This window comes from Oribacterium sp. oral taxon 078 str. F0262, from assembly GCF_000160135.1.
Taxonomy (GTDB): domain Bacteria; phylum Bacillota; class Clostridia; order Lachnospirales; family Lachnospiraceae; genus Oribacterium.
This window is the reverse complement of the sequence record NZ_GG729933.1, coordinates 421,270-444,660: the sequence shown is the minus strand read 5'-3', so window position 1 is coordinate 444,660 and position 23,391 is coordinate 421,270. Positions and strand designations below refer to the sequence as shown.

Below are 23,391 nucleotides of genomic sequence, written 5' to 3'. Positions count from 1 at the left end.
ATGCTAGGATTAAAAAGATAGACCTGCGTTTTTCGCCGGATGCAGCGGATCCAGTCCGCGCTGCTCCGCTCTCCTCCCCGGCCAAAAGCGCAGCACGGGACAGAGGGAACTTCGTTGCAGATGCAACGCAAAGTAAGTTTTACCTAACTCTATTGAAAAAGTCAAGGACTTTCAGAATCAGCGGGACGGCCGAAAAGGAGGGAGAAGAAAATGATGATTTCCACGAAGGGGCGCTATGCGCTCACCACGCTGATCGATATCGCGGAAAACAGCGACGGACGGACTCCTGTCTCCATCAAAGAGATCTCAGAGCGGCGGGGAATCTCCCTGAAATATCTGGAGCAGATCATCGCCCTTATGGTGAAGGGAGGCTTTCTCAGAAGTGTCCGGGGTGCAAGGGGCGGTTATCTCTTTACCCGCCCCGCCTCGGAGATCGCTGTCGGGGATATCCTGAATGCAGCCGAGGGCACGCTCGCCCCGGTGGAATGCCTGATGGACGGAAAGAGCTGTGAGAAATCCGCGACCTGCCCGACCTTTCCCCTCTACCGGGAGATTGACGAGGCGATCTACAGCGTAGTAAACCGCTACCACCTCTCCGATCTTCTGAAAAAATAATAAAGGAGGCACTGCAAATCCACAGTGTCTCCTTCTTTTCTGCGTGCGACATGATTCGAACACGCGACCTTCTGGTCCGTAGCCAGACGCTCTATCCAGCTGAGCTACGCACGCACAGCTGCCTCTTTCAAGCTGCAGAAGCAATTCTAGCAAGCTTTCTATCCGCTGTCAAGGCTTCCTTCAAAAATAGTCCCGTTCGCGCCGCCTCCTTCTGACCTCTCCCCTTAGATAGTCAAAGGCGGCCTTCTCCCCCTCATCCCGGAGAAGCTTCAATAAAAAGATAAGCTCCTCCCTCGTCTTCTCGTGGAGGAGCGGCGTGTGCTCCATCTTTCGAAAATACTCCCAGGGACAGCTGTCACGGTAATCCTTTCCCCTGTAGACCTTGCAGGCCGCGACCCGATCACAGAACATCTCCGCCACATAGCGGTAGGGCATGCGGCAGCCGATCATACGATTCGGATCCTTGAGATCATAATCCACCCAGTACTCGAAGTGATGCTTGTTCCGCCCCTTGTGATGCAGCCAGGCGGGAGAGACGCCCGTCGCCAGTCTCTCCACCCCGTTCGGGCTCTGGGTTCCCTTGTAGTAGCGGATGCCGGTCCGAAACTCCGTCGGGCTGTACTTTGAAAGATCATGCAAAAGCCCCTGCCGGTAGAGTCCGATCCGGAAGCAGTTCTTCAGGACCTCCCACTTATGGTGGTTGATCGTCCGGAAATGCCCCCATGCATTTCGAAGGAGCGGCATCAGCACAGCTCCTCATAGAAGTCGGAGAGGAGCTTCGCGGAACGGCGGTAGGCGGCGAGCTCCTCCGGATTCAGGTGAATCTCCACGACCTCCTTCGCCCCCTGCCGGTTCAGGATCGTCGGCGCGCTCAGAAACACGTTTTTCAGGCCGTAGGCCCCGTCCAGCATCACAGAGACCGGGTATATCCTGTTTTCATCAAAGAGTATGGACTTGATGATCGCCGTGGTGGAAGCCGCGATGCCGTAGCAGGTATTGCCCTTCCGCTGGAAAATATCCCATCCCGCCTGAACGGTTTCCCTCAGAAGCTCCTCCTTCGTCTTTCCGGCGGTTCGCTCCGCATTGTCCCGCATGACATCCGATATATTCTTCCCCCCGATATTCGCAGAATCCCAGGAGACGAGCTCACTGTCACCGTGCTCCCCTATGACATAGGCCTGCACGCTTTTTGCGTCAAGCTCATAGAGCTTCGAGAGGCTGATGCAAAGGCGCGCCGTGTCCAGCGTGGTACCGCTCCCGATCACCCGCTCCTTTGGAAGGCCGGAGATCTTCCAGCAATAATAAGTCATGATATCGACCGGATTCGACACGACGACGAAGATCCCGGAAAAGCCGCTCTTCATGACCTCCGTGACGATGCTCCTTATGATTCCCATGCTGGGCGCAAGCATCTCCAGGCGGTTGTTCGAGTTCTTCGGCATCGGGGCCGACGCGGTGATCACGACGATATCCGCCTCCCGGCAGTCCTCATATCCCCCCTCCCTCACCTTGATATTCCGGTTCATGAAGTAGGTGGAATGCTCCATATCCATCGCCTCTGCCAGCGCCTTCTCCCGATTCACATCGATCAGCACAATCTCCTCGCAGAGCCCCTGGTTTATGATGCTGTAGGCCGTGGTGGCACCCACATTTCCCACACCGGCGATCACTACCCTGCTCTTTCTCTCCCCCATAATGCAGTCCTTCCTAGCTCTCCCTTCTCTTTGAGATCAGCCGGAGACGGCGCTTGGAAAGCTCCCGCTCCGCTGCGAGCTCCCCATCGGGGACCCCATCCTCTTCAAAGACAGGATAGCCATAGACAAATCCATAGACAATACTCGCGAGAATACAGGATGCGCTCACATCCAAAAGCGAATGCTGCTTTAAAAAGAGCGTCGCGAGACAGATGAGGAGCGCCAGCAGAAAGGAGCCTCTCCGGATCAGCGCTCCATGCTTAAGCCCCGCGATGTCCTTACTCTTCATAATCGCAATATGCATCGCAATGGAATTGTAGACGTGAACGCTCGGAAAAACATTGGTACAGGTATCCGTCCGGTAAAGCCAGGCCACCCAGTCCGTAAAGATATTCTTATGCGGCATAAGCGCCGGGCGGAGATCCGTCCCGTTCGGATAGATGGTGCAGATCACGAGGCTGAGTATCATCCCGCTGTAGAGGAAGGCCGTGACATGATAAAAATCCGAACGATTCACAAAAAGGAAATACAGTACCCCCCCGAAGATATAGATAAACCACAGAAAGTAAGGTACGATGAAATATTCGCAAAAGGGAATCATATCATCAAAGCGAGTATGCATGACATGAAAGCCTGTCGCTTTCGTGACGGATTTCTCCAGGACCCAAAACCAAAGAAGATAGAGGATCCCATAGTACAGCACCCAGGCGCAGCGATATTTTTTGATAAGCTTTCTGATTCTCTCCATCCGGCTCCTTTTCCGAGATATCCTTCTCCTAAATGGCTAAAGTATAGCATCCTTTTTACCTTCTGTGAAGCCGGATGACAGCCTCCCATCCCGCACTCCTCTTGAGCCCGGAGGAGCGCATGTCCCTGCCGCCGGCAAAATCAAGCGAAGAATCCAAGCTTCCCAAGGCTCAGCGGACTCCCCGGAGGTAGTCCTCCAGGAAGCGGAGAGGAAAGGGAGGATTCGCGAGAGCCTTTACGGCAAGCTGCATGAGGGCAAGCGGATTGTCATCCGAGAGGACGCGGTTTGCGCTCAGCTTTCCGCACTTTTTGCAGCGGTGAATGAGGGCCCACTCTCCGTCCTCCTTCACCCAGACAGCGATCGCCTCCATCTCCCCGCGGCAGTCCGACGCGCGGTCCCCCGGCTCCCGATCCACATGGAGACTGTGAAGACAGTGGGGGCAGTGATTCCTGTGCGCAGAGCCTGCCCCTTCGGCCCGGATTTCCCGCCCGCAATGGATGCAGCAAAAGCTCTCCCGGCAGGGCTCAAAGCGATAGTCGGGCTCCCGCCCCCTCTCCCCTCTCCCGCCTTCACCGTCCGATCGATCCTGCCCATGCGCTGACTTGGCGCTCTCCTCGCTCTCCGCTTCCGAGGAGAGACGTTCCCTGAGCTTCCTCTGGTAGGAGGAAAGGAGCTCTCCGCCCTCTGTCTGTATGCGTCCGTCCTTCTTTCTTTTCTTCGGCGGCTTTCTCAAAAAGCGCTCCATCCTCTCCCTCTCTTCCCTGCATCCGGCCGCATGCTGTCCCATCCTTATTTCGCCGCAGCCTCCATACGCCTCATGGATCTCTTCCCTGCGCCCGGCCGCACACTGTCTTTCCCTTCCTCTTTTCCTTCGAGGCTCCGGGCCGCGCCCACTGCATAAGCCGGCCCCCGGCAGCTTTATCAGATCAAAAAGGACCGCACCCGAAAGTCCGAATACGGTCCATACAGTGGAGACGACGAGATTCGAACTCGCGACCTCAGCGTTGCGAACGCTGCGCTCTCCCAGCTGAGCTACACCCCCTAAAAGAATCGCTCTCCCTGCGACCTGTATAGTGTAGCGCAATTTGATCCGGAATGCAAGAGGAGAATCATCCTCTCAGCTCTGACTTTTCCAGAGCACGCGGTAGGACTTCTCCAGGATCTCCGCAATTTGCTCGATCTCCCCGTGCTCGTCCCGGAAATCGGAAAAATCACTCTCCTCCCGCTGAAATTTCACCGCCGTCCCACAGGAGGAGCTCAGGTCCCGGGGGACCGGCATCATCCTCGCGGGAGCTCCCATCTTGCGAAGCTCCCGCTCGAAGCGCACCGCGCCGAAATGATTATAGAAGGTCGCGATATACTCTCTCATAGCTTGCTCAGATTCATGCGGTACTCGCCGTTTTCCTCCCGGAACTCCGCCTTGTAGCCCGCACTCGCGGCAAAACGCTTTACATTCTCCACAGAAACCATGCTGTCCAGCAGCACCTCATAGCTCGCTTCCTTTTTCTCCAGCGCCTTCTTCACCTGGATTACCGGCTGCGGGCAGGACAGCCCTCTCACATCGATCATAGCTTCTCTCCCCTCCTTTCCGAAAGCCCCCGGCTTTCTCCCTTAAGCTTCCTTCTTATTGAAAGTATTGGAAACCGCGATCACCGTCACTACGACAAGTCCCAAAATCACGGCAATCCGGCCGTTCGGTGTCGAGCCCTTCCCGGAAGATGCCAACGCGAAGTTATGCGCGAAGGCCGCACCGACGAAGAGCCCAAGGTAAGTCACCGCAGAATCCGTATTTCCCTCTCCCGCCATGACCATCTGCCGAAGCGGACAGCCGCCCAGGAGACAGCAGCCATAGCCGGCGAGAAGCATGCCGAGGAAATTCCATAGACTTTCCGTATGCGCGACCGGCTGATCGGCAAAGCCAGGGTGAAAATGCCCGCTCATGAGATTGGCGAGAAATGCCGCGACGAAGATCATGCAAAAGCCGATCAGAAGCTTCGGCTCACGGAAGAGGATGAAATCCCGGATCCCGCCGACCATGCACATCCTCGTGTGCTGTGCCAGTGCTCCGACCAAAAGTCCCGCGAGAAGCGAGATCAGAACCGCCGCGTGCTTCGCACCGGGTCCTTCCTTCGTGAAGAAGATAAAGGCCGGGGCCGCAAGTACAAGCGCGAGAAAAACGAGCTGAATCGCCGGAAGGATCAGCCCTTCGGGGCGGGTCTGCTGATAGCTTCTCTTCAGGGAATAGCCTCTGTTCAGGAAATAGATCCCTGCGACAATCCCGCATATAAATCCCAGAAGACCGAAGATCGCGTTGAAATCCCCTCCCGCGAGCCGAAGCACCGTCCGAAAGGGGCAGCCGAGGAACATCAGACAGCCGATCATCACGAAAAATCCCAGAAGAAATCTCGTCATCGGCGCGGAGCCTCCCCGCACGGAAAACTCCCCCCGGAACAAAGAGAGCAGCATCGCCCCCAGAATCAGTCCGATCAGCTCCGGCCGGATGTATTGTACCGCCTCTGCCCTGTGAAGCCCCAGACCTCCCGCCGTGTCCCGGATAAAACAGGCGAGACAAAATCCCATGTTCGCCGGATTCCCCAGGAGAACCAGCGCCACTGAGACAAGACCGATCACGGCGCCTGCGACGGCGATCGTGATCCGTTCCGCTTTCACATTCATATTCCCTCCTTCTTTCCTCTGCCCATCCATCTGGCATAATTTTCACCACCGATTCTAGCATAATTTTAAGAAATATGATATTTTATTATTTAAATCAGAAGGGAAACTTATAGAATTTGCTGATAAATAAGGAGGAAAATAGGAATGACCCCCATCTATCTCGACAATGCCGCGACCTCCTTTCCCAAACCGCCCGAGGTCGCCGAGGCAGTCTATGACTTTATGAAAAATATCGGCACAAATATCAACCGGGGCGGCTACCGGAATGCCTACCGGGCGGAAAATACGGTTTTTGAAACGAGGGAGCGCCTCTGTGCGCTTTTCCGCGGGCCGGATCCCAGAAATCTCATTTTCTCCTCCGGCGTGACCGCCTCCTTAAATCTCGTCCTGAAGGGCTTTCTGAAGGAGGGAGATCATGTTCTCGTCTCCTCCCTGGAGCATAACGCCGTGATGCGCCCTCTCATGCAGCTTCGAAGCCGGGGCATAAGCTTCACAAGGATCCCGACGGATTCCATGGGGCAGATGAAGCTTTCGCTTCTGGAGGGGCTGCTCCGGGACAATACGCGCGCCCTCGTATGCACCCATGCCTCCAATGTGAGCGGCCTCATCCATCCCGCAGCTCTTCTCGGAAATTTCTGCCGCCGCCATAAGCTCCTCTTCGTCCTGGACTGCGCCCAGACGGCGGGCTCGGTACCGATCGATATGGAAAAAATGCAGATCGACGCGCTCTGCTTCACCGGACACAAGAGCCTTCTCGGCCCCCAGGGAATCGGGGGAGTCCTGCTCCGGGACGGTCTCGGCGAAGAGCTTTCTCCCCTGATCTCCGGCGGCACCGGAAGCCGCTCGGACAGCGAGGAGATGCCGGACTTCCTTCCGGACCGTCTGGAGGCAGGCACGATGAATCTCCCCGGAATTTACGGGCTCTCCGCGGCGCTCTCCTTTTTGGAGAGAACCGGCATTGAGAATATTGCGGGGCGGGAGGCCGCCCTCACAGAGCGTCTCCTGAAAAGGCTCCGCGAAATTCCGGCGCTCCGGATCCTCGGCCATCCGGATGCCCCGTCCTCTTCCCCAAAGGGAGAAGACAGCGCCCACGATGCGCTTGAAGCCGCTCCGCAGGCTCCCGCCTACTGCCCTGTCCTCTCTCTTCAGGCCCCCGGGCTTCCGCTCTCGGAGCTCGCATTCCGGCTCGATGAGCGCTTTCACATCTCGAGCAGAGTCGGGCTCCACTGCGCTCCCTCCGCCCACAGGGCATTCGGCAGTTTCCCGGAGGGCAGTCTCCGCCTCTCCATCGGATACTTCAATACGGAGGAGGAGATCGACCGTACGGCGGATGCACTCCAAGAGCTCATACTTGAGCTCTCCCGGAATTCCTCTGTCTGATGCCGTCCCGTCTCCTTAGGTACAAATCAAGTCCTGCACATAATGAAAAGCAGTATGCTCAGGATAACCACAATTATCTCCACTGCCATCTTTTACCACTTTTTTGCGGCTCGCTGTCGGGATCTTCATCAATAAGATCAGGTAAAACCGCGCAGGGATCATGCGCAGCTGCTTCCCATGAGATTATCGGCGCATCGGCATCAAGAAATGAAGGTCCAAAATGCTCACTTCCTTTCCGGAGTACTTCATTATGCGAAAGCACAGTCTGAAAGAACGCACCCAGATTATGTGAAAGCACAGCCCAAAAGAGTGCATCCAGGTGACATGTCAAACGGAAAGCAATGCGCTGATCCGCGCGAGCGCACTCCTCGGCGCGATTTCGTTTGACATGCTCCGGGTCTTTGTTCCTGAGCCGGCCCTTATCCGGGTGCTCCGCTATGATTTTCCTTGTGACGCAGCGCTGCAGACGAAGTCAGCTAATAATGCATCTCGAGAGACAGCGCGCCACTAGATCCTGTTTTTATCCCCCCACTCACACATCCCATCCAGAATGGGAATAAGGGATTTCCCTCTGTCTGTCAGACTGTATTCTACCTTAGGCGGGATCTGCGGATACTCCTCTCTGTGTACAAGCCGATCGGCCTCCAGTTCCTTCAGGGCAGAGCTTAAGGTCTTATAAGAAATCCCTCCGATATATTTTTTCATCTCATTAAAGCGAACCACGCCAAACGACATTAAGGTATAGAGGATCGTCATTTTATATTTCCCGTTGATTAACGACAGGGTATAACCGAACCCCGTGGAACTCAGACATTCCTTATCGATACATTTTCCATGCATTTTACACTCTCCGAAAAGTAAGTATCTGACTCCCCTGTAAGTATCGCACCTCAATGTGCGTACTTGCCGAAAATCTCATTCTGAATAAAATTATAATGCAGGCCTCGGAGAAAGTAAACGTGCTCTGCCAGCCGACAAGGAGCAAAAAGAGCAGGAGAAGAGCAGGAGGGATTTTCATGGGAAAGAAAATCGCAGTCATCACCGGCAGCCCCCGAAAAAACGGGAACAGCTTCGCCATGACAGACGCCTTCATCAAGGAAGCAGAAGCAAGGGGTCACAGTGTCATCCGCTTTGACGCGAACTCCTTAAATGTGGGCGGATGCCGTGCCTGCGAAAACTGCTTTAAAAGCGGGAAAGCCTGTGCCTTTGACGATGATTTTAATTCTATTGCCCCTATTGTTTTAGAGGCGGATACCGTCGTCTATACTATGCCGGTGTACTGGTACTCTATCCCGGCAAAAATCAAAGCAGTGATCGACAAGATGTTCCCCTTCGGTATGGAGCATGAAAATATCGCCGGGAAAGGCTGTGCCCTGATCTGCTGCTGCGCAGAACATGATATCTCTGTAATGGATGGCGTGCGCTTTTCCATCGAACGCACTGCTACCCTGCTGCAGTGGCATATGGTGGGCGAGGTATTGATCCCCGGTGTGCAAAACCCGGGGGACATTGAGAAAACAGACGGCTGTAAACAGGCCGCCTCTCTTGCGGAAAGGATCTAAACGATAATGCCTTTTTGTCCAAGCGCCCATTGCATTAAATCAAGATTTCTCTAAAAAGGCTATGTGCAGCAAGGTTTTTCAAAATTGCCGAGTATATTGCTGGAAACAGCGGTGAGCCTTATAATCCATCATCAGCACTTGCTTTTTTGAAATCATATGGTATGATTAGTTATACAAATCATACCATATCACATTATTACAGGGGATCAATCATCATGAAGGCACCAAAGGGGAAATATGCCTGGACAGCCACAGTTGGGGAAAAAGGGCAGATAGTAATACCAAAACAGGCACGGGAAATCTTTAATATCAAACCCGGTGATACCATTCTGCTTCTCGGCGATGAAAAACGAGGCATTGCCATACCGCCAAAGGGAGCATTCGCACACTTGATGGAAGCAGCTTTTCAAGAGACAGAGGATGAATGATATGGGATACCTTCTGGAAGTAAATGGCCTTTCGAAAATTTATCCGACTTTTGAATTAAAGCCAATCAGCTTTCGTATTAAGGCCGGTGAAGTTATGGGCTTTATAGGCAGAAATGGCGCAGGTAAGACGACAACGCTCAAATCCATTCTGAATCTTGTACATCCCGACGCAGGCAGCGTTCATATTCTCGGAATGAATTATCTCGATAATGAGGCCAAAATCAAACAGCAGATTGGTTATGCGGTGGGCGGAATCGACTATTACAAAAGAGAAAAGCTAAAGGATATTGTCGCCATTACCCGTATCTTCTATGAGAATTGGGATGATGAGGCATATCGTCATTACCTTGACGCCTTTAAGCTTGACAAAAATAAAAAGATTATGGAGCTTTCCGAGGGCATGAAGGTGAAATTCTACCTTAGCCTGGCTCTTTCCCATCATGCGAAGCTCTTGATTTTGGATGAGCCGACAAGCGGGCTGGACCCGGTGTCCAGAGATGAAATGAATGAAATTTTCCGGAAGCTTGCCGAAAAGGATGTCGCAATTTTATTTTCCACCCATATCACCAGTGATTTGGAGAAATGTGCGGATACTATCAGCTATATCAAAAATGGAGCATTGCTTTTATCCGCAGAAAAAGAAGATTTTATCCGTTATTATGCAAGAGAAATCGGCGGTGCGCCGACGCTGGAAGATATCATGGTACACATCGAAAGAGAAGAGGTGAATCTGTGATGAAAAAACTTCTTTATAAGGAAATGAAGCTGTCGGCAAACCCTTTGAGCTATTGCTTTATCGCCTTTTCGGCTATGACAATGATTCCAAGATATCCCATTCTTGTCTCTTCCTTTTTTATCTGCCTTGGCATTTTCCATACCTACCAGCAGATCCGGGAATACGACGATATTACATACACGGTTATGCTGCCGGTCAAAAAACAAGACGTGGTCACAGCTAAATATTTATTCGTTTTGTTCATCGAATCCATGGCTTTTATTTTATATACATCGCTGACGATTATCAGAATGAAAGCTTTAGGAGCTGCCGCTCCTTATGCTGCAAATCCATTGATGAATGCAAACGCGGCTTATCTTGGATATGCACTAATTGTATTTGCAGCATTTAACAGTATTTTTCTCGCGGGCTTTTTTAAGACAGCATACAAGATCGGAAAACCCTTTTTAATATTCTGCATTGTCAATTTCATCATAATAAGCGTGGGGGAGATCCTGCATCATCTTCCCGGTCTGGGAAGCTTGAATGACCCTTCCAATTTGAGCATAGCGCAGCTTGTCCTATTTGCAATTGGCGTCACCGTATTTCTCTTATGTACATGCCTATCCTATCAAACATCCATAAAGGACTTTGAGGTAATTGATTTGTGAGCGAAAATCCCGCTTCAGAAAATCTTCCGGCTTCCGGCATTTTTATCCTCCTTTCGTAATGCCGTTCTGCTTTCGTTTGCGCTTGTACCTCAGCCTGATTTGTCACCACAATCCTGCACCGCACCGGCCAGAGATCACAGCGTTTCAAAAACAGCTTCCGTCAAGGATGACATCACGCAAAACAAGCGATAATTTATCAGCCATAAGTGCTGCAAAAAAGCTTGACCAGAACCGGATTTTCAGTTTTAGCCCGACCTTAATCTAAGTCTCTTTCAGAGGTATCGAACTGCATTGTCTTAATCATATGATGAAATTCGCAAATGGCTCTTTCCCTTTGTTCCTCAGTCATTTCTTCTTTGGAGACAGTGAGCAAAACGGAGTAGTCCAAATCCATAGCATAGACAAACTCATAGTAATAATCTTTACTCTCTCCAAAAACAAGATAATCAAATCCATTGCTATTGATCGTCCGGAGCTGGAATTTCTCAATACTTGGATATGCTTTTTTACACCTTTCCGTAAACGCCTCCCAGTCCTCCGGATTCTCCGTGATTTGCTGAAAAGAGATATAAGTCTTGCTGTCTAAATTTACCTGACTCCCGTCGGGAGAATAGGTATAGATGGTGTCAATTTCCATCGTATCAGCATCATAATCTGCATTCAAAAAAGAACTGGGGGACAGCTTATGAAAGCTAATCTTCATTTCATCTTTTGTTGTAAAGCTTTCCAAGTCGGGGTCTTCCTTCAGACCAAGCTCCCCGGCTTTTTTCGTATCCAAGTAATCCGTCTGTATCTTCGTCTCATCATAGCGGAATAAGCTGCCGGAAGAAGATCCCATTTTATCCTTCACCTCTTTCGCGACGATACCATTTAACAAAACCCCGGCTCTTCCGTCATTTTCACCGACGGAAGAAATTAAATTTCTTCCCTGTTCAATTGCTGTTACCTTCGCCGGACATAGACCATCCTCTGTTTCCAGCAAGACAAAGTCTCCCGTCCTGAGAGTGTCTTTTGCATTGCCTACTACTACCAAGCCTCTGTTTTTCATCAAAAGACAGTCATCAAAACGGAAAATGGCAGACTCCTCTTCGGAATCTGTCTTGCCGGATGCTTTCGAGGAAAGCTCTTCTTTATCTGCTGATTGACCATGACTGCTGTTCCCGGTCTCGCTGATTCCCTTTTCAAGATCAGACGCCCCTTTATTCTGCGCCTCGTTTTTGCCGCAGCCGCTCAGCATTACCATCAAGATCAAACTAAAACAAAGACAAAATTTCCTTATCATCTCTCGATTCCCCCTCTTCCGCGATATCTCGTCCATCTTGTACCGGCTTATTGTCTTATCCGCTTTATCGTTACTATATCATTCACTGAAATATTTTTCCATTAAGTTAAGCCATTCTTCTTGTCCGGGACTGTAGCAAACAGAGTTCCCCAAAATAAATCCTTCACCGGTCATTAAACCGGAGTAATACGGTGAAATCTGCAATTCTATCTCACTTCCATCCTCTTTTGTAAGAATCAATAAATCTTCATAAGATGACCTCCCCATATAAGATACATCAGAGCTTTTTAAAATCTTTATTATTTTATCAACGGTATCCGCATCTTCTATGTTTACAATCTTGCTCTGCCGTCCTCGGGTTTTTCGAATCAGTTTTATGGAAGAAATATCTGTAATCTCATCTAAAGAACGGACTTCATAAAAATCTTCAATTTTTTCATAAAGGGATCGATTAACAGAATCCATAAAAGGCATAGGATCCCCATTATAATCATATAAATGCACACATTCACGATTTATTTTTGACGGATCAACCTTGCTCTTGTCCTCTGTAATTGCAGTCAGTTCATCGTATGAGATCGGTTTGTATGCATAAAAATCTTCTCCGTGTTCCCACTTATACATCGATATATATGGCGTCTTAAACGGCTTAAGGGCTCTTAATTGCTTTTCGTGCAATTGACTAATATATTCCGACCTATTTTTATTTACTATCTCATCAAACACCTTGCCCAAATTCATATCTGAATATTTTATATCACCCAAATCCGAATATTGTCTAATACCCAAGTACAAAAGCCTCCCGTCTCTACCTTGATAAAAAGACAGAATCCCCGGAAAATCATATATTTCCTCAAAGCTCTCCTCGTTACCCATCTGGCTATCCATCCATTTTCCTAACTGAACATATCCGATTTCCTCAATCCTGCAATCTAACTCTCTCAAAACAGCAGTTTCGGTCTTAGATATTCCGAGAATGTAGGCGTATCCGTTACCAGAAAACCGTCCTAAAAACTTATAGTCATTTTTTATAGGCCTTGTATAGAACCCCAAAAGAGATTGATCCATATCCGCATATTTGATTTCAGGAGTTTCCGCCTCCATCGAAGTTATTAAATCCCTTATTTCACCCATTTCCGTATCAGTAAACCGATTTTCTGTAATACCGTCAGAAACAGCATTTGTTTGTTTATCGGTATCTGTATGTTCAAAGGTTTCCACGGAATTTAATCCCTGCCGCCCGGTACAGGCAATCAACAAAGCCATTGGTATAAAAATATAAAGCCAAAGTTTTTTCATAGTTATACTCTTCCATAAGAATCTCTGAGGAAAATATTCAAGCTTGAATTATTAGTTTTCGTATTGACTCCCCCCATCAATGATAATGATCCAAGTCTTTGCCTTTGCCTCATACTATTACTCGATAATTTCTGATTTGAGACGCACTGCAGATTATCCTCATTTTACATACTACATCTGAAATGCCGTTATCCAAAAACATATTCCGGCTATCAGTGAAAGCGGAGTCATAACATATTTTTCTTTCCTGCTCTTTGAAAGCATGTTCATAATAGTATTCAAAGACAGGTAAGCGGCAAAGAAGAAACAAATATATTTAGTAGCCTTAAAAGGCAGCCACAAGGGCATAAAACCTCCGGCTTGCAGAATAATTATCATTGCAAAAATTTGGATAGCCACCGAAATGACTGCCGCAACTCTAAATTTCTCAGGTAAGATTTTATATTGTCCGCCCATTGTAAATTCGCCCAAAGGCAAACCACAGGCAACAAGAACTGTCATAGCCGCTATAACTCCAAATATTACTGCACCTAATATTGAAAGCATAAATCAATATTCTCCCTTCGCAAAATACAAAAAAATTTCAGTTGCAAGCTGGAATTTATCGCTTATCGATCTCCCTCGCTATTCTGCTTTTTTTCAGCGTTTTATTTTTCAAACGCTGAATAAAAACGGTTGGATTATAATTGTAAGACAGCCTCACGATATAGTAATTTATCCACTCAATAACAGAGAACAACAAGAGAAAGACGGACACTGCTGTTACAATGAGATTGCTGCCATTCAGCAGGAGGATTGGGACTCCTATACACAACAGAACTGCATCTATTACTTTGAGTATTTTATATGTATTTCCAGTATATTTTATAAGAAACAGAGGGTCAGACATTCTCTTTAATAAAATGAACCAGTAAATAGAACCCTGCATTAAAATAAAGCTCAAAACGGACAGCGGATACAGGATAAGAATTATCATTTTAGAATCTACAAGCCACGCTTTCATAGCAAAAAAACATAACCAGAACGATACAAGCGCAGCAAGCTCCCCAGTCCCTAATTTTATCAGCTCCTTCTTTATCGCAATCGCATTCATTAGTCTCCCCCCGGAAAAAATCAGTTTATCTCATACATCCAATCAAAGACGGAAATGCCTGTCCTTAGCGCAGTAAGATGAAAGTACCTTCCATCAGGAGCTTTATAAAATTTAATCCATAAGTGTCACAAAAGCACTTCTTCCTTGTACTCACCTCTAGTTTTGAGGGTCTTGCATTTCATATTATCATAGTTAATTTCAAGGCGGCGTTTTGCGATATCTTGCCGGTCTCCTTTGCCGTTTTTTCTCCAGCGTATATAGCCCCCTTAAGAAGCTCATAATTGGATTTCAGGCATAATATTATCCTCCAAAAGGGTTTACTCTTCGATATTAGATGAGAGATTCGCATTTGTCAATTTAAAAGTTCTCCTTCAAATCAGAGGGTAGTCCAAGAGACCCTTTTCTTCCGGCTTTCGTATAAGGGTATAACGCACGGAAGCTGACTTCATCAGGTCCAGACAGCTGCTCTAAGATAAAATCAAACTGCTCTTTCGTTGATGCCATACCCCATCCTCCTCTTTTTCCCTGCTATCCTCAATGCAGGCAGAAAGCAGATCCGCGGAGTACCCCGTGTCCTTTGAAAGACCCACAGTCACAGATCAAATATGCTCATCTGCAGATACCGCTCAGGAAATTCCTGCAGAAACCGAAAGCAATCATCCGGTGTCGACAGGATTCCATTATCCCTACAGATATTTCGGAATATTCCCGACAATTCTTTCGCATTCGGACTCGGCAGCTCATATGCATTCCCATACCGTCTGATATACCGCTCTTTCATTCCCGGGAAATGCTTATCAAGTGCTGCATAATAGTATTCCCGATCGCCTTCCCGAAGTGTAAGTCCCATACCGAAATCAATAATACCCTTTACGCCGACTCTGACGCACTCATTCAAAATTGCCGTGATATTCTCCTCTGCATCATTGATAAACGGTAGAATCGGTGTAAGCCAGACAATCGTTGGAATGCCTCTGCTCTGCATTTCTGCCAGCACCTCGATCCGGCGCTTTGTATTGCAGACATTCGGCTCTAAAATCCGGCACAGCTCATCGTCGTAAGTTGTGAGAGTTATCTCTACGACACACTTTGCAGACCGGTTAATCTCTGACAGCAGGTCGATATCCCGAAGGATGAGATCCGATTTTGTCTGAACCGCAGCCCCAAAACCATTTTCCAGAATGATCTCCAGGCATCGTCTTGTCAGCCGCAGCTCTTCCTCGCAGTGCATATATGGATCCGACATCGCTCCTGTTCCGATCATGCACCTTTTTCTTTTCGACTTCAGTGCCCTTTCCAGAAGCTCCGGCGCATTCTTCTTCACCTCGATATCTTCAAAAGGATGCGCGAACTGATAGCAGCTGCTCCTGCTGTCACAGTATATACAGCCATGGCTGCATCCCCGGTATATGTTCATTCCGAAGTATCCGCCGCTGCCATTCAGAATTCCTCTCGCTTTTGCAAAATGCATTTTCAGCTCCCCTTTATCTTAATCGGATGCCTTATCACGGTCTTTCGCTTCTCCGGGGCGACCTTTCTGGCATCACTGAGATAAATCTCATGATGCAGCCGTTTATCCGTAAGATCCAGCTCATAACCCTGCTGTTCCATGAACTCATGCATCCTCTTAACTGTAGCAGGCTCATCATCATAAGAACCGATATGCATGCATTGGACGCATAGGCCTTCTTCGACTGTCAAAAGCTCCGCCCTGGAAAAATCCAGCTTTTTCTTTTTCGTCGCCTCATTCACAGCCCAGCTGAAATCATCCTCTGTCACGAAATCCGGAAGGCGCATCACGGAAATCCAATGGAAGTTTTCCTTATGCGCATAGTCAATTCCAGCCACGCTTTCCCGCCGGCCGGATCGGTCGCTTCGCAGCATGGCATCCGCTGCCTTCCGCTCAGACTGCCACCAGAATCCTTCCAGCGGCGGCACAACATAATCGAAGTATCCCTCTATCCGATGCTCTCCCTTCCTGCTCATCTTGATCGTAAAGGAAATTCCATACAGCAATCCGATAGACTGCCTGTACTCTCCATCCTCCTGATTCGGATCTCCCGATCCGCGCGCAGCGACATAATGCATGCTCGGCACTGTCACGATACCAGGCTTATCCTTTGGCATGTAAAGTTCTTTATATTCCTTCTTAAAATCAAATGCCACAGTATTCTACCTCCTTGCATCCTTCTATTCAAAACGCCTATTCCATGAAGCAATCTCGATCAGTCTGTCTATCTTCATTCTGCTCGCGCTCCGCAGGTATCATATCAATCCGAACACGACAACAGTATGTCGTGTTTATTATACCACTTTCAAATCGCCGCACAAAAAACAGCTGACAGAAACGGGAGCTTCCATCCGCTGCATGCATAACAAATGACTGTTCATGTCTGCACTTTATTCTATCCTCTGAAAATATCTCATTGCATTTTCGTCGTCGCAGCTTGCTTTACTTTCCGCCGCTGTCAGATCCAGCTTATCTATTTCGGCCTTCACACCGATGTAAGACTTGGCTTCGGAAAGTTTGGGAAAAAGGCAGCTCATCTTCACATGGCCTAGCTCATCTTCACATGGCCTAAGATAGTACTTTGAATGCCAACGCTAAGAGGAAAATACCCCATAACTTCAGAAGTATGCGGAAAAATCCCCATAAGATATCATTCTTGATTCAATATCCAGCCTATACTCCGTCATACTCTTCCCTGTCCAGATTATGAATGCCCGGAGGAAAGAGTTCAGCTCTGCATATCCCAGTAAAAAAGGGGGGTGCGAACGTTTTCTTGGACTGTCTGAGCGGCAATCCCGTCCGATATGGCCCATTTTACTGCTTTTCCGAGAGCTTCCTCCTTCAAATCATTTTCGGTCAGCAGGCTGCGCAATTCCTTCTGCTGAAAATATGGATTATACTCGACCTGATTGGCGCTCGATACGGAATCAAATTGCGGGATCCAATGATTCCAAATCTTTGGTGTCACATTGACGTACTCTCCGTAGGGCTGGTGGATCAGGTACAGATCCATATAATCCGTTCCCGGCTTTTTCAGATTATAATTGGGTTTTTTCGAGTAAGGTCAGCCCCTCCGCGCTCATCCTGTAAACTTTGTCGCAGACCTCGGAGATGTATTTTCGGTCGTGGGAAACGCTGATGATGGCCCCCGGGAACTGTTTCAGGATCTTGCGTACTTCCGGACCCGAGAGCGGCGAAAAGTTTCTGGTCGGTTCATCCAGAATCAGGACATTAGCCTCTGTCAGACTGATCTTCAGGAGAAAGAGTTTTGCTTTCTGACCGCCTGAAAGCTCCCTGATCGGATGGAACATCTCATCCGACGTATATTTCATGGATCCGAGATATGTCCGTACCATCGTCACATCTTCTTTTCTTCCTGAAGGCGCCAGATATTCCACCGGCGTCAGGTCGAACGGAAGTCTTTCCTCATAATTCTGAGGCATATAACAGGCTGTCAGATCCTGCCTCAAAAGAAGTTCTTCTGCAAGCTTCCGGATCAGCGTTGTCTTTCCCACGCCGTTATCCCCGATGATACAAACTTTCTCAGGCCCTCTCACCTCCAGCACAATGTTTTCTGCAAGAGTCCTTCCCTCCGGCGACTTCAGTTCAGTCAATCGAAATTCTATCACTGTTTTTCCGGCCGGCATGGCCTTCTGCCGCTCAAATCGTATCGTAATAGGGGCCTCTGTTTCCGGGACTTCGGTCATCTCTCCATGTTCCCTTTCGTAGCGCTTCTCCAGGGATTTCACAGCCTTCATTTTTTTCTTCAGCCGCCGTCCGCCGCTCGGATCCCGCCTTGATATATTCCGAAGATCCGATTCCACCGTTTGTTCAATGCGGCGAAACCGTTCCATGGCCTTTTTCTCATCTCTGCGCTCGTTATAAGCCTCCTGCGCCTGTTTATCGAACGCCCTCCGCCGTTCCTCCATAAAGGTCCGAAACGGCACGTTGGCCACAGTCAATCTGGAAGCTGTTTTTCGCCGCAGCTGTTCGATCAGGATCACACGGTTTGCCGTCCGCTCTATCAATGTCTCGTCATGGGAAATGAAAAGGATCCCGCCTGGAAACCGGTTGATCATTTTCTCCAGCCACTGAAGCGTCTCCAGATCAATATCGTTTGACGGCTCATCCAGAAGAAGGAGATCCGGATGTGCAAGAAGTAAACCCGCCATCTGAACCTTGACCCTTTCTCCTCCCGAAAGCGTCTGCATTTCCTGATCGGAATAAAACAGGGAATCCATAAATCCCATTTCCGCTGCTGTTTTCTTCAGCTCAGAAGGATTTGCATCCCAGAAGGCCGGAAGGCCCGAAAAATACTCATAAACAGTTTTTCTTTTATCTTCATCCCGAAGCTCCTGCGAAAGATATCCCAAAAGCTCTCCCTGTATGGTTCGCACTCCATTCGCTTCAACATAGCCTTCTACCAGTGAAGGATCATAGATCCACTTCAGCAAAGTAGACTTTCCATTCCCTTCTTCACCGACCAGGACGGCCTTGTCACCGGCGTTCAGCACAAGGTCAAAGTCCTGAAGGATCGTTCTAAAATCTTTGGTATGTATTATAGTAAGCGATTTGACCTGTAACAAAAAAACACCCCTCTCTGACACGCATAGACTGATTGATAGTCTGTCAGAGCGGGACGGTTTCTAAGTTTACGTAGAATGCTGCAAGAAAGGGCACAGAAGATATGCAGCCGGAATGCTCACTGCGATCAAAAAACCTTTCTCCAGATCCGCTCAAAAAAACAGACAATCTTCATTCAGTCTACGCAAACCAATTATGAGTATGGCACGCCCATAGGACATCCACAGTTTACATATCCCGAAATCGATTATCTGTCAATCATTGCTTCACCATCACATGAAGGTCATGTGCCTTTCAAAAAGAATCAAGAAATATATACCATATAAATGTCTATTTTTCAATACTTATTTCGGAGTTTATAGATATCCATTCTGTGCAGCAGCCAGCGGATGCCGAAAAGATCTTTATCATCGTCGATGAAGCGGTAACCTGGATTCCCGCAGCACATAACTATGTAGATTGAGAGTTACTTCATCTCCTGTGCTGCCAGCGGCGGCTCCACGCCGAGATCGCGATATATTTGTTCCTGCTTCTTTAGGACTTCGCCCTGAATTGCTGCCTTTCCGGGTTCCCGGAAGCATTCGATGACATCGAGCTCATCAAGAAGTTCCTGCATCGTATACCTTGAAAATAATCCTGCTTCCTCCATCTTTTTCTTGATGTAGGAAAGGTAAATCAGTGCCACAAATTCAACAAAAAGCTTGCCTTCCAGTGAACTTTCGGAAGAAGTTAATGTTCTGCGCAGGTTTAGACGCTCCTTGATGTTCCGGAAAGCTTTTTCGATGACATCGCGCATCCTGTATAGGCGGAGTGCCGTGACCGGATCTTTCACTTCGTTACTGATCAGGACAAAGAATCCATATCTCTCTCGGACGGAATCCATGGCTTCCTGCTTGTAGGAAAGAGAGATTCCTCTAGAACGGCAGGCCGGAGTTTTCTCCGAAGATCAGGGCCAGATTGATCTGCAAAAGCTTTTCCCCATCCTTATTCTTGCCGTACTTGACCTGCCTTAGGCTCTCGGAATAACTGGATACAGAAGTGCTGTCATAAGCCCAGTATTCCTCATCGGTCAACTTTTCCAACGCCCGGTGCAGCTCATCTTCAGCCAGCTTGCGAAGTACGGCATCCTCCACACTTTCACCGGCATCCGAAAATTGCCCGGCATTGTCATCTATCAACCGATCCAGAGAATCCTCCCGGCCGGGAATGATCCGCTGCACAGTACCGTCCTCGGCCAGTATGGTCCGCTCCGTCTTCAAATCCGTCTCAAAGTAGCGCATCTTGCGATCACCCTGCATATAGACCTGATAGACCTCCTCGGAAACCTCAATGAACTGACCGTTGACCCATAGTTTCCTTTTGTTATCATCCATTTAGCACCTCCAAATCGCGTGAAAACCTTTGGGCTTCGCACGATTCGGAGGGCTGCGGCGGTGGAAATGATGCTGCCTCCTGTATATGAAAAAACACCCGCACCACAACCTGAAAAGGCGTGATACAGGTGCATAGAAGCCATTTAATTCATGTTTATACTGAACTAACAGTTCAGCTTGTGACGCATAGGAGTACCGGGCGGCGCAAGCGCTTTTTTTAACTGAGCCGCCCTGTTAGTCAGCCGATGGAAAAACAGCTGCTTTTAATGAGCTGAGTATGGTCAAAATGAGACCAACGTATAACAAGACCCTCCTATCGAAGTTTTGACAGGGCGGTCTTGCTTTTATCTCTCAAGATTTGAACTGTTATACCATCTATAATTGAATTCTCATGCCATTATCAACTGGGCAGAAAAGGATAAAATTATAGATGGAGGTGAACTGAGAGTGCATATTAATCCTGAATCGCCGGGCCATATCGTCAAATCAGCACGAGAAAGAGCCGGAATAAGCATTGAAGAACCGGCGGAAAAGCGGGTATCTCCGAACGCTATCTGTACCGGATCGAGAACGAAGGGAAAAGGCCAAGTTATAATGTTCTCTATCGGATGATCCGGACATTGAATGTTTCTGCCGATATTTTCTTCTACCCGGAGAAGCGGACTGACGATACCGAGGTCGATCACCTTCTCCGTATGCTCTGCAATGCAGATGAGAGGGCCTTGGAAGTTATCAAGGCCACTGCAACGGCCCTTATCAATACCGCCCCTGAAAAGCAGCTGTGAGGCTGCTTTTTTGTTTCTGGCTCTCCATAGCCTTTTTCATAAGCAAACCGTCTCCGTATAAATGAAATGAGCCGACGATCACAGTCATAGACTGTTGATCATCGGCTCTGCGTCTTAGCGTCTGGCTCTTTGATGATAGTAATATTACCCTGTATTAGATTGATAAGTGTTTCCTTGCGGCACTTGGGGCAAAACAACGGAAAGTTCTTTAACTCTGTATCCTTGCGGATTTTTGTCCTGGTCTTTCCGCCGCAGATGGGGCAAAGAATCCACTTTGACCCCTTCATGAAAAACGCTGTTCGTTCCCACTCAAAAGATTTTCTGACTGAATTGTACGCATGCTCCACCATCCTTTCTGTTTGAAAGCTCGACTCTGCCGCCAAGCTGGTGTACCAACTGTTTTAACGTATACAGCCCCAGGCCGGAGTGGCCTTCGCCGCTTTGCCGGGCTTCGTCACCCCGGTAAAATCGTTCCGTTGCGCGCTCTAAATCCCTTTTGCTGAATCCGCACCCCGTATCACACACCCGATATGTGATGGCTTTTTGATCCGCGGAAGCGGAGATCAGGATTTTCCCATTTGCAGGCGTGTAGCGCAGACTGTTGGATACGAGATTATCAAAGATGCGATCCAGCTTGTCCGTATCAAGGGAATATGCACCATATATGCTGGCATCATCACACAACTCAATTGACACGGCTTTTTCCTTCGCCTGTAATTCGTAATGCTTTACTTTCCGGGAGAGGAATTCATATAAATCCACCTCTGTGAGTTCTAGTTTTTTTCCGGCCTGCTCGGACTCGGAAGCGGCCTGCATTTGCCGGACGAGGTTGCTGCATTTTTGGGCGTTTTCCTCAATGACAGACAAATACCGCTGTGATCTTTCCGGATTCATGTTTTTACTGTCCAGCAGGGATTCTGTGTAAGCCAGAACAATGGAAATCGGGGTCTTTAAGTCATGCGCCAATGCCTCAACCATCTCCACACGCTCCCGTTCCATTTCCCACTGAGTGGAAAGGGAAGTTTTTAATTCCTCCTGCATCTCGGAAAAAGCAGTACAGAGTTTCCCCAATTCGTTTTCTGAATAATAGTGGATCTCGAAATCCAGATCCTTGTCCTTTATCTTTCCTGCCGCCTCCATTAAAAGCTGCAAAGGCCGATTGATCCGCTTAATGAACTGCTTGGAAAACAACATTGTAAACAGGATGATATATAATACAGGTGAAAACAGGGCGACGGCAATCACGCCCAATACCCATCGGCCGCCGCTGCCTGAAGCGGATATTTTCACCTCATAAACGAGGGCAACGGCACCCTCCATTTTCCCGTCCTCGCCCGTAAGCGGGATCACATGCAGGTATGTATTCTTATCCGAATAGACCTCTGTGGTGTTCAGATGGTTAATCAGGTCTGCTTCCGAGGAGAAGATCGGGTCGGTATTTGTCCCATAGAGGACGGCTGCGCTGCTGTCAACGACCTGATAGGAAATGCCGTCACCTTCGATGGAATTCTTCAGCCCCATCTCATTTTCCTGGGACAGTAATCTTGTGTTTTCACCGCGCACATACTGATCGATGGACGGAATCTGCAGTTCATAATAGTTTGCCGGGTAAATGCCCCTGTTCTGTTCCATCAGATACAGGGCGGCGGCAAGGGACCATGTGATCAGCGTGGCCACGATGGATGCGGCGGCGATCCATGTAACCGTCATACGGAAGCCGCCGACAAGAGATTGTTTTTTCATGCGCTCACCACCTCCTATATGCGGTTCCATTTGTAGCCGATGCCCCATACCGTGGAAATATACTCCGTATCAGGGGATACCTCGGAAAACTTCTTCCGTATTTTTCGGATATGCTCCACAACGGTATAGGAGTCTCCTTCTAAGTCGTATCCCCATACTCTTTCGTAGATATGTTCCCTGGAAAAGACCTGACCGGCATGGAGCGCCAGAAGCTCAACGATGTCATACTCCCGTTTGGACAGGGGGATCGCTTCCCCACTGATTTTTACGCTATGCTCCAGCAGGTCAATGCCGAGTTCATTGAAGTACAGCTTTGTGCGCTTCTTTTCAGCGTTGATGTATTGCGACCGCTGTTCCCTTCGGAGGTTCGCGTCGATCCTTGCCAGAAGCTCCCTGAGCCCGAACGGTTTGGAGATATAATCGTCCCCGCCGAGTGTCAAAGCGCGGATTTTATCACTCTCCGCCTGCTTTGCACTCAGGAACAGGATGGGGCATAACAGCTCGTCACGGATTTTCCGGCAGACCTCAAATCCGTCCATCTCCGGCATCATAATATCAAGGACAATGAGCTCCGGCTGCTTTTTCGCAAGGGACACGCCGTCTGCTCCGTTATAGGCTGCCAAAACCTGATGACCCCGCGCCTCAAGCTCGTCCTGCAGGAGCGTAACCAGCTCTTTTTCATCGTCAATAATCAGTATCTTACTCATTTACTATCAGCTCCTTTTTACTGCTG

At 48.7% G+C, this 23,391-nt stretch carries 29 protein-coding genes and 2 tRNA genes; 7 read left to right on the top strand and 24 right to left on the bottom strand.

Annotated features, from left to right (window positions below):
• Window positions 1-210: 210 nt before the first annotated feature.
• Window positions 211-615, top strand: a complete 405-nt coding sequence (locus GCWU000341_RS02040) for an RrF2 family transcriptional regulator (protein WP_009214033.1) — start codon at window positions 211-213, stop codon at window positions 613-615.
• Between the two features lie 40 nt (window positions 616-655).
• On the opposite strand, the gene GCWU000341_RS02035 is transcribed toward GCWU000341_RS02040, so the two are convergent.
• The 9 genes from GCWU000341_RS02035 to yedE all read right to left on the bottom strand — a co-directional run bounded on the left by GCWU000341_RS02035 (window position 656) and on the right by yedE (window position 5,733).
• A tRNA-Arg gene (locus GCWU000341_RS02035) sits at window positions 656-729 on the bottom strand.
• A 66-nt stretch (window positions 730-795) separates the two neighbouring features.
• Entirely contained in the window at window positions 796-1,359 is a 564-nt protein-coding gene (locus tag GCWU000341_RS02030) for a DUF5662 family protein (protein ID WP_009214032.1), read from the bottom strand.
• Window positions 1,359-2,309, bottom strand: a complete 951-nt coding sequence (locus GCWU000341_RS02025; RefSeq protein ID WP_009214031.1) for an L-lactate dehydrogenase — start codon at window positions 2,307-2,309, stop codon at window positions 1,359-1,361. The genes GCWU000341_RS02030 and GCWU000341_RS02025 overlap by 1 nt, the downstream gene beginning before the upstream one ends.
• 13 nt (window positions 2,310-2,322) lie before the next feature.
• Window positions 2,323-3,057 carry a phosphatase PAP2 family protein gene (locus tag GCWU000341_RS02020; RefSeq protein ID WP_009214030.1) on the bottom strand — a complete coding sequence of 245 codons (735 nt, stop codon included), beginning with the start codon at window positions 3,055-3,057 and terminating at the stop codon, window positions 2,323-2,325.
• Between the two features lie 169 nt (window positions 3,058-3,226).
• Entirely contained in the window at window positions 3,227-3,844 is a 618-nt protein-coding gene (locus tag GCWU000341_RS12940; protein WP_081443114.1) for an RNHCP domain-containing protein, read from the bottom strand.
• A 182-nt stretch (window positions 3,845-4,026) separates the two neighbouring features.
• A tRNA-Ala gene (locus tag GCWU000341_RS02010) sits at window positions 4,027-4,099 on the bottom strand.
• A 75-nt stretch (window positions 4,100-4,174) separates the two neighbouring features.
• Window positions 4,175-4,426, bottom strand: coding sequence for a DUF3343 domain-containing protein (locus GCWU000341_RS02005; RefSeq protein WP_009214028.1), 252 nt, complete (start codon window positions 4,424-4,426; stop codon window positions 4,175-4,177).
• The gene (locus GCWU000341_RS02000) at window positions 4,423-4,626 is read right to left on the bottom strand and encodes a sulfurtransferase TusA family protein (protein WP_009214027.1); all 204 of its coding nucleotides are present in this window, start codon (window positions 4,624-4,626) and stop codon (window positions 4,423-4,425) included. The genes GCWU000341_RS02005 and GCWU000341_RS02000 overlap by 4 nt, the downstream gene beginning before the upstream one ends.
• A 42-nt stretch (window positions 4,627-4,668) precedes the next feature.
• Window positions 4,669-5,733: a YedE family putative selenium transporter gene (yedE, locus tag GCWU000341_RS01995; protein WP_040652910.1), complete on the bottom strand. Its 1,065-nt coding sequence runs from the start codon at window positions 5,731-5,733 to the stop codon at window positions 4,669-4,671.
• Between the two features lie 144 nt (window positions 5,734-5,877).
• Between yedE and GCWU000341_RS01990 the strand changes: the two genes are divergently transcribed.
• Complete coding sequence (locus GCWU000341_RS01990; protein WP_009214025.1) at window positions 5,878-7,113, top strand: aminotransferase class V-fold PLP-dependent enzyme; 1,236 nt, start codon at window positions 5,878-5,880, stop codon at window positions 7,111-7,113.
• 507 nt (window positions 7,114-7,620) lie between these two features.
• On the opposite strand, the gene GCWU000341_RS01985 is transcribed toward GCWU000341_RS01990, so the two are convergent.
• On the bottom strand, window positions 7,621-7,953 hold the full coding sequence (locus GCWU000341_RS01985; protein ID WP_009214021.1) for a winged helix-turn-helix transcriptional regulator: 333 nt from the start codon (window positions 7,951-7,953) through the stop codon (window positions 7,621-7,623).
• A 176-nt stretch (window positions 7,954-8,129) separates the two neighbouring features.
• On the opposite strand from GCWU000341_RS01985, the gene GCWU000341_RS01980 reads away from it, so the two are divergent.
• The 4 genes from GCWU000341_RS01980 (at window position 8,130) to GCWU000341_RS01965 (ending at window position 10,489) form a co-directional block, all read left to right on the top strand.
• Window positions 8,130-8,675 carry a flavodoxin family protein gene (locus GCWU000341_RS01980; RefSeq protein WP_040652908.1) on the top strand — a complete coding sequence of 182 codons (546 nt, stop codon included), beginning with the start codon at window positions 8,130-8,132 and terminating at the stop codon, window positions 8,673-8,675.
• A gap of 215 nt (window positions 8,676-8,890) precedes the next feature.
• The gene (locus GCWU000341_RS01975) at window positions 8,891-9,103 is read left to right on the top strand and encodes an AbrB/MazE/SpoVT family DNA-binding domain-containing protein (RefSeq protein ID WP_009214019.1); all 213 of its coding nucleotides are present in this window, start codon (window positions 8,891-8,893) and stop codon (window positions 9,101-9,103) included.
• Window positions 9,096-9,839 carry an ABC transporter ATP-binding protein gene (locus tag GCWU000341_RS01970; RefSeq protein WP_009214018.1) on the top strand — a complete coding sequence of 248 codons (744 nt, stop codon included), beginning with the start codon at window positions 9,096-9,098 and terminating at the stop codon, window positions 9,837-9,839. The genes GCWU000341_RS01975 and GCWU000341_RS01970 overlap by 8 nt, the downstream gene beginning before the upstream one ends.
• On the top strand, window positions 9,839-10,489 hold the full coding sequence (locus GCWU000341_RS01965; RefSeq protein WP_009214017.1) for an ABC-2 transporter permease: 651 nt from the start codon (window positions 9,839-9,841) through the stop codon (window positions 10,487-10,489). Before GCWU000341_RS01970 ends, GCWU000341_RS01965 begins: the two co-directional genes overlap by 1 nt.
• Before the next feature lie 256 nt (window positions 10,490-10,745).
• Here the strand turns inward: GCWU000341_RS01965 and GCWU000341_RS01960 are convergent, their stop codons facing one another.
• The 11 genes from GCWU000341_RS01960 to GCWU000341_RS01915 form a co-directional block, all read right to left on the bottom strand.
• On the bottom strand, window positions 10,746-11,771 hold the full coding sequence (locus tag GCWU000341_RS01960) for a hypothetical protein (protein ID WP_155812560.1): 1,026 nt from the start codon (window positions 11,769-11,771) through the stop codon (window positions 10,746-10,748).
• 78 nt (window positions 11,772-11,849) lie between these two features.
• Entirely contained in the window at window positions 11,850-13,070 is a 1,221-nt protein-coding gene (locus GCWU000341_RS01955) for a hypothetical protein (protein ID WP_009214015.1), read from the bottom strand.
• 171 nt (window positions 13,071-13,241) lie between these two features.
• Window positions 13,242-13,616, bottom strand: a complete 375-nt coding sequence (locus tag GCWU000341_RS01950; RefSeq protein WP_009214014.1) for a hypothetical protein — start codon at window positions 13,614-13,616, stop codon at window positions 13,242-13,244.
• Window positions 13,617-13,671: 55 nt separating this feature from the next.
• Window positions 13,672-14,163 carry a hypothetical protein gene (locus GCWU000341_RS01945; RefSeq protein ID WP_009214013.1) on the bottom strand — a complete coding sequence of 164 codons (492 nt, stop codon included), beginning with the start codon at window positions 14,161-14,163 and terminating at the stop codon, window positions 13,672-13,674.
• 357 nt (window positions 14,164-14,520) lie between these two features.
• On the bottom strand, window positions 14,521-14,667 hold the full coding sequence (locus GCWU000341_RS13865) for a hypothetical protein (RefSeq protein ID WP_009214011.1): 147 nt from the start codon (window positions 14,665-14,667) through the stop codon (window positions 14,521-14,523).
• A gap of 88 nt (window positions 14,668-14,755) precedes the next feature.
• The gene (locus GCWU000341_RS01940; protein WP_009214010.1) at window positions 14,756-15,634 is read right to left on the bottom strand and encodes an SPL family radical SAM protein; all 879 of its coding nucleotides are present in this window, start codon (window positions 15,632-15,634) and stop codon (window positions 14,756-14,758) included.
• A gap of 2 nt (window positions 15,635-15,636) precedes the next feature.
• A complete protein-coding gene (locus GCWU000341_RS01935; protein WP_009214009.1) occupies window positions 15,637-16,329 on the bottom strand; it encodes a GyrI-like domain-containing protein in 693 nt (230 codons plus the stop codon).
• Between the two features lie 572 nt (window positions 16,330-16,901).
• On the bottom strand, window positions 16,902-17,186 hold the full coding sequence (locus GCWU000341_RS01930) for an oxidoreductase (protein WP_009214006.1): 285 nt from the start codon (window positions 17,184-17,186) through the stop codon (window positions 16,902-16,904).
• Window positions 17,187-17,211: 25 nt separating this feature from the next.
• On the bottom strand, window positions 17,212-18,759 hold the full coding sequence (locus tag GCWU000341_RS01925) for an ATP-binding cassette domain-containing protein (RefSeq protein WP_040652906.1): 1,548 nt from the start codon (window positions 18,757-18,759) through the stop codon (window positions 17,212-17,214).
• A gap of 464 nt (window positions 18,760-19,223) precedes the next feature.
• The gene (locus GCWU000341_RS01920) at window positions 19,224-19,667 is read right to left on the bottom strand and encodes an IS1634 family transposase (protein ID WP_442852097.1); all 444 of its coding nucleotides are present in this window, start codon (window positions 19,665-19,667) and stop codon (window positions 19,224-19,226) included.
• Between the two features lie 4 nt (window positions 19,668-19,671).
• A complete protein-coding gene (locus tag GCWU000341_RS01915; protein WP_009214003.1) occupies window positions 19,672-20,130 on the bottom strand; it encodes a hypothetical protein in 459 nt (152 codons plus the stop codon).
• Window positions 20,131-20,669: 539 nt separating this feature from the next.
• On the opposite strand from GCWU000341_RS01915, the gene GCWU000341_RS12935 reads away from it, so the two are divergent.
• Window positions 20,670-20,915: a helix-turn-helix domain-containing protein gene (locus tag GCWU000341_RS12935; RefSeq protein WP_081443113.1), complete on the top strand. Its 246-nt coding sequence runs from the start codon at window positions 20,670-20,672 to the stop codon at window positions 20,913-20,915.
• 98 nt (window positions 20,916-21,013) lie between these two features.
• On the opposite strand, the gene GCWU000341_RS01910 is transcribed toward GCWU000341_RS12935, so the two are convergent.
• The 3 genes from GCWU000341_RS01910 to GCWU000341_RS01900 are packed head-to-tail and all read right to left on the bottom strand — an operon-like array spanning window position 21,014 to window position 23,365.
• Window positions 21,014-21,202: a cysteine-rich KTR domain-containing protein gene (locus GCWU000341_RS01910; protein ID WP_009214000.1), complete on the bottom strand. Its 189-nt coding sequence runs from the start codon at window positions 21,200-21,202 to the stop codon at window positions 21,014-21,016.
• A gap of 22 nt (window positions 21,203-21,224) precedes the next feature.
• Window positions 21,225-22,658 (bottom strand): sensor histidine kinase, encoded by a 1,434-nt coding sequence (locus tag GCWU000341_RS01905; protein ID WP_242651594.1) that lies wholly within the window; start codon window positions 22,656-22,658, stop codon window positions 21,225-21,227.
• Between the two features lie 14 nt (window positions 22,659-22,672).
• Window positions 22,673-23,365, bottom strand: coding sequence for a response regulator transcription factor (locus GCWU000341_RS01900; protein ID WP_009213998.1), 693 nt, complete (start codon window positions 23,363-23,365; stop codon window positions 22,673-22,675).
• Window positions 23,366-23,391: the final 26 nt, after the last annotated feature.